The sequence below is a fragment of the Streptomyces sp. NPDC054956 genome (genome assembly GCF_053609185.1).
Genome location: NZ_JBSGXB010000420.1, coordinates 1 through 5,531, shown reverse-complemented (window position 1 = coordinate 5,531; position 5,531 = coordinate 1). Strand labels below are relative to the sequence as shown.

The 5,531-nt window shown below is 73.2% G+C and carries 4 protein-coding genes; 1 reads left to right on the top strand and 3 read right to left on the bottom strand.

The genetic code is table 11. The features are described from left to right. The 3 genes from ACWGDE_RS35675 to ACWGDE_RS35665 form a co-directional block, all read right to left on the bottom strand. Positions 1–1,664, bottom strand: a 1,664-nt coding sequence (locus ACWGDE_RS35675) for a carboxylesterase/lipase family protein (protein WP_453393225.1), incomplete at its 3' end; no start/stop codon positions are given. A gap of 90 nt (positions 1,665–1,754) precedes the next feature. Then, positions 1,755–2,681, bottom strand: a complete 927-nt coding sequence (surE, locus tag ACWGDE_RS35670) for a 5'/3'-nucleotidase SurE (RefSeq protein ID WP_453393224.1) — start codon at positions 2,679–2,681, stop codon at positions 1,755–1,757. A gap of 164 nt (positions 2,682–2,845) precedes the next feature. Continuing rightward, positions 2,846–4,099, bottom strand: a complete 1,254-nt coding sequence (locus ACWGDE_RS35665) for an MFS transporter (RefSeq protein WP_453393223.1) — start codon at positions 4,097–4,099, stop codon at positions 2,846–2,848. Between the two features lie 659 nt (positions 4,100–4,758). Here ACWGDE_RS35665 and ACWGDE_RS35660 point away from each other — a divergent pair. Further along, positions 4,759–5,481 (top strand): phosphatase PAP2 family protein, encoded by a 723-nt coding sequence (locus ACWGDE_RS35660; protein ID WP_453393222.1) that lies wholly within the window; start codon positions 4,759–4,761, stop codon positions 5,479–5,481. Positions 5,482–5,531: the final 50 nt, after the last annotated feature.

Below are 5,531 nucleotides of genomic sequence, written 5' to 3'. Positions count from 1 at the left end.
GCGCACTGGTGTCCGGCGGTGAACTCCGGGTCGAGCCTGTCCCCCGCGGGACCCAGGGTCAGTACCGTGCCGCCGGGGCCGGTCGCCGGCCAGGGGGTCTGGCCCGCCACCGCGGGAACCCCGTGGCGCGCGAAGGCACCCCAGTAGCGCTTCATCCGGGTCGCCAGGGCCACCTGGACGGAGGTCAGGGGCCGCTCGCCCATGGTGAAGTCGTGCAGATAGGCCAGTTCGGCGCTGTGCGCGTTCGACTCGTCCAGGCCCGGTATCTGCGCGCCCGCCAGGGTGGGCGAGTCCGGGTCGTCGAACTCGTAGGCGAAGGTGGGTACTTGCCGGGCGAACAGCTGCGCGGTCCAGGCGGTGTTGCAGGCGAAGGTCGAATCGGTCATGACGGCCGACAGGGCCAGGTACGGGGATCCGTACGCGGCGACCGGGTAGCGGGCGAGGACCTCGGGCCCGGCCGCGCCGTAGCCCGCCAGGACCTGGCCGGTGTACTGCTCGGCCGTCAGCCCCGGCTGGGTCAGCGCCACGAAGAAGCGCGCCTCGGAGCGGGTGCTCCCGATCAGGACCGGGACCTTGTTCCAGGTTCCGGCGGCGATCGCCGCGGCCGGGTCCTTCGGGAGCAGTCCGTCGCCCGAAGCGGGGCCCGAAGTCGGGTGCGTACGGGCCGCGTCCACCAGCGCCTGTCCGGAGGCGGCACGCAGGCACGCCACCACCACGGCCGGATCCGCGCAGCCCGCGCTCGCCGCGAAGGCCCGCGCCTCGGACTCGGATCGCGCGCCGTCCGGGGTACGGAGCAGCGTGCACGGCCCGCTCTGGAGCACGGCCCGGTGGAACAGTCCCGCCGCCGACGGGGCCGCCAGCAGCCCGCACACCGAACCGCTGCCCGCCGACTGGCCGGAGACCGTGACGTTGCCCGGGTCCCCGCCGAAGGCGGCGATGTTCTCGCGGGTCCAGCGCAGCGCCTGGACCTGGTCCATCAGCCCGAAGGAGCCCGAGCGCAGCGGGTTCTGGCGGCCGAGTTCGGGCAGGCCCAGATAACCCAGCTGTCCGAGCCTGTAGTTGATGCTGATGACGATGCTGTCGGTCAGCTCCGCCATCGTGCGTCCGCCGAACTGGGTTCCGGTGCCCTGGCTGTACGCGCCCCCGTGCATCCAGAGGATCACCGGCAGCCTCGCCCCCGGACGCGCCCGCCCGGGCCGGTACACGTCCAGGTACAGGCAGTCCTCGCTGACGGCCCCGGGGTCGCGCAGCCCGAACGGCGAGAACTGCAGGCAGGCGGGCGCCTGTTCGACGGCTTCGCGCACTCCGTTCCAGCGCCGGGGCGGCTGCGGGGCGGCCAGCCGGTTCTCCCCGACCGGCGCCGCGGCGTAGGGCACGCCGAGGAATTCCTGCGCCCCGTCGTGGACCCGGCCGCGCAGCGCGCCCTGCGCGACGGAGACGACCGGGCGCGGCGAACCGTCCGACGGGCCACCGGAGATGGTGCCGACGAGGGCGCCGGGAGAAGCTGCCGCCGGGAGGGCCGCGGCGATCAGCGCGGCCAGCGCGAGTACCGTGCCGAGCAGGGGTCGAAGCGGCCTCGGGATAGTGGGGCACGTCCCCGCGCCGCTTCCCCGAGACCGCTTTGCCGTGGACAGCCGGGCGATCCGGTTCGAGAGCCGTTGCATCCGTACTCCTGGTTCAAGACGATCCGGGGGCGGGGCGCGGTGCGCCCGCCCCGCCCCCGGAAGGGCGGCTGGTGTTACGGACCTGCGGACTTACGGGCGGAGGCCGGCGATCAGGGTCGCGGTGGTGGCGAAGTCGGCCGTCCCGGTGTTCCAGTCCGCGTTCATCGGGCTGATCGCGATCTTCCCGGCGCTCACCGCTTCCACGTCGCTGCCCCGGGCCGGGGTCTGCAGGTCGACCTTCACGCCGATCTTCCAGGTGCCGTCGCCGGCGTCGGTGTAGACGGCCTTCAGCAGCGCCTGCGGGTCCTGGAAGGTGGTAGCCACCCCGGTGGGGGTGCCCTTGCCGTCGGCGCCGACGACGGGGTGGTTGACGTTCAGTCCGACGCCCTTGGGCAGCAGCGGGCCGGACCGGGCCCGCGAGCGCAGCCGGTCGATGAGCTTGACGGCGAAGTCCAGCGTCGGCCCCATCGCGTTGACCGTGGTCACGGGGTCGGGGGCGGTGACGCCGCCGGTGCTGAGGGCGATGGCGGGCACGCCGGCGTCCAGTCCGGCGATGGCGCCGCCGACCGTACCGGAGTGGGTGGCGAGGGCGGCCACGTTCGGACCGAAGTTCGTGCCCGAGACGACGAGGTCGGGCGCGTTCCCGTCGAACACCTCGGAGAGCCCGAAGTTCACCGAGTCGCCGGGGGTCCCGTCGACGGCCCAGACCTTCGGCTCGGGGTGCTGAACCTTGATGGACGGGCCGTTCGAGCCCTTCGTGCCGGCGCCGCTCTGGTTGGTGAGCGGGGCGACGATGGTGACGTCGTGCCCAGCTGCGGTGAGCCGCGCGAAGGCGAGGCGGATGCCGGGCGCGTTGTAGCCGTCGTCGTTGGTGAGCAGGATCCGCAGCGGGCCCGCGGGCACCGGGGCGGGGGCCGGACCGGCCTGCGGCTCGGCCGCGGCGGCGGGCACCGTGCCGGCGAGGGCGGGCGCGCACAGCAGCAGGGCGGCCAACGGCAGAACTCGCTTGCGTTGCACAGAACGCTCCTTCGGGGAGGGAGTGGTGTGGGAACGGGGTGAGGGCCTGGCACGGGTGGGGACCGGCGGGCTCGCGACCCTCGGCACGAGCCCGCCGGAGCAGGACCGGGCCGCCGCCGCCCACGGGTATGAGGAGGCGGCCCGGAGACCGGGGGACGGCGGGATCAGCGCACGCTGCGGATCGGGAGGATCGCCAGCGCGCCGACCAGCGAGAGGGCGCCGCCGACCAGGAACAGAGGGGTGTATCCGCCCAGGGCCGTGACGACGGCGGAGGCGACGAACGGGGCGATGATCTGGGGGCCGGCGTTCGCGATGTTGAGGACGCCCATGTCGCGGGCGGCGTCCTCGGCCCGCGGCAGCACCAGGGTGACGAGCGCGGTGTCGACGGCCATGAAGCATCCGAAAGCGAGGCCGTTGAGTGCGCTGAAGACGAGCATGCCGGTCCAGGTCGGGCTGACGACGGGAACCACCATGACCACTCCGGCGAGGGCCGCCGAGACGCCCACGAACACCTTGCGGCGGTTCCACCGGTCGGACAGCAGTCCGCCGACCACCGTGGAGACGGCCATCGCGACCATCGACACGGGGGTGAGCACCGCCATCGCGGCGGGCGGGGTCAGCCCCTCGGGGAGCTTGATGTGGTCGCCCAGGATGTAGAGCTGGTAGCCGACCACCGAGAAGTAGCCGAGGACCATCAGGGCGCGCCCGATGAAGGCCCAGCGGAAGTCGTGGTTGGCGAGGGCCGAGAGGAAGGCCTTGATCTGGGCCCCCTTGGGGGCGGCGGGCGCGTCGGGGGCCGGCTCGGAGCGGGGTACGTCCCGGCAGAAGGTGGTGAGCAGCAGCGCGGCTCCGGCGATGACCCCGCCGAAGACGAGGTATCCGGTGCGCAGGTGCTCCGAGGTCTGGGAGGCGATGAGCACGCCGACCGTGCCGCCGATGGGCAGACCCAGTCCCACCAGCGCGGACGCGGTACCGCGCCGGGCGGCGGGGACCCTGTCGGGCACGATCGCGGTGACGGCGGCCTGGTAGACGTTCATGGTCGCCTGGACCAGGCACCAGCCGATCCCGACGAGCAGTGCGGTACTGACGCTGCCGAGGAGGGCCAGGCCGCCGAGCGAGGCGAGGGCGCCGCCGAGCACCCAGGGGTTGCGGCGGCCGCTGCGGTCGGAGAGGGCGCCGGCTATCGGGTTGAACGCGGTGGCGAAGATCGCGCTGATGCCGCCGATCAGGCCCAGGACCGCGACCTTGTCGTCACCGGCGATCTCGGCGATCTGGGTGGGCAGCAGGATCGAGCCGACACCCATGTAGACGGCCATCATCGCGGAGTTCGCGACCAGCAGGAGGAGCATGAGCCCGCGTCCGCGGGAGGGTTCGGGATCCGCCGGGACGGGCGGGTCGATGATCTCGTTCGTAGCCATGACGACTCCTCGGGGGACGGAGCGGGGAGGTGGCGTGGGGGACCGCCGGGGTGCGGTGCACGGGGAGGACGGAGACGCCGAGGGTGCTGTCTCGCACGAGGGCGTCGCCGGGAGTGCCGCGCCGAGCGCGCTGCGGCTGACGCGGTGCGATTGCTGAGTGCGGTGCGTGCAGTGCGGTGCGATGTGGCGCAGTGCGGTGTGGCGCGATGCGGTGTAGCTCAGTGCGGTGTGACTCAGTGCGATGTGGCTCAGTGCAATGCGGTTCACGCGATGTTGTTACACGTGTCACTTCAGGTGCTTGGACACTGTGTAGCACCCGTTCGCGGTTCTAGCCAAGGGTTCACGCGGGTCTCCGTACAGATCGTGACCCGAACGCCGAGGCCAGGTGGATCACGTGTAACCACCTAGTTGGGGCCATCGGCGGGGCCCGGCCCGACCGAAAACCCTCTTGCCCTTGTGGCGGTGGTCACGCTTCCGCAATACTCCGTGGCGCACCGCGACGGCCCCGCCGCCGCGCCCCGGCAGGGCCCGCCCATCCCCGCGGTTTCCCCGCCGCGCCGGCCTGCCCCGGCCCTTCCGCTCATCCCCGCGCTCCGCACCCGTACGGCCCTCCCCGCACGCCCCCACCGCTCGGGGAGGCGACCGCGAAAGGTTCCGCCATGCACGCGTTCCACCCACCCGCCCCTACCCCGCCGCCGGTTCCCACCCGGCCGCCGCGGCGCCCCGTACCGGCCGCTCCGCCCCGCTACGCCCTCGCCGGGGGCGCGGCACTGACCCTCCTGTCCCTGCTGACCGGACTGCTCCTGCGGGTCGACGAACGGCCCTTCTTCCAGGACCTCGACGACGCGTGGGCCGCTTCGCTCAACGGCTCGCCCGCCGACGCCGCCAGCGGTTTCGCCATCGTGCTCGACCGGCTGGGCGGACCGCTGGGCACGGTCCTGCCGCTGATGCTGATCGGCTGCCTGTGCATGTACGGGCGCTGGCGGTCGGGCCTCTTCGTCTTCTCCACGGCCATCGTGGCCAACGTGTTCGTGGTCCTGCCCCTGAAGCAACTGGCCGACCGGCCGCGGCCCCCGCACACCTGGGTCCTGGTCAACGACGGCTCGTACCCCTCCGGCCAGGTCTTCACGGCGGTGGCCCTGGTGATCGCGGCCGCGGTGACGCTGTTCCCGCCGAGCGGCCGGCGCTGGTGGTGGCTGTTCGGCGCGGCCTACACCGGCGCCATGATGTGGAGCCGCACCTGGCAGCACGCCCAATGGCTCACCGACACCTTCGCCGGCGCCCTGGCCGCCGCGGGCGCCTGCCTCCTCCTGTGGCGCGCCTTCGCGCCCCTGCTGAAGACGGAGGCGGAACGCATGGCGGCCAACACGCTCTGGCTCTGACGAGCCCCGGGGCCGGGCGGGCACCACGACGCATCCGGGCGGGCGGACGG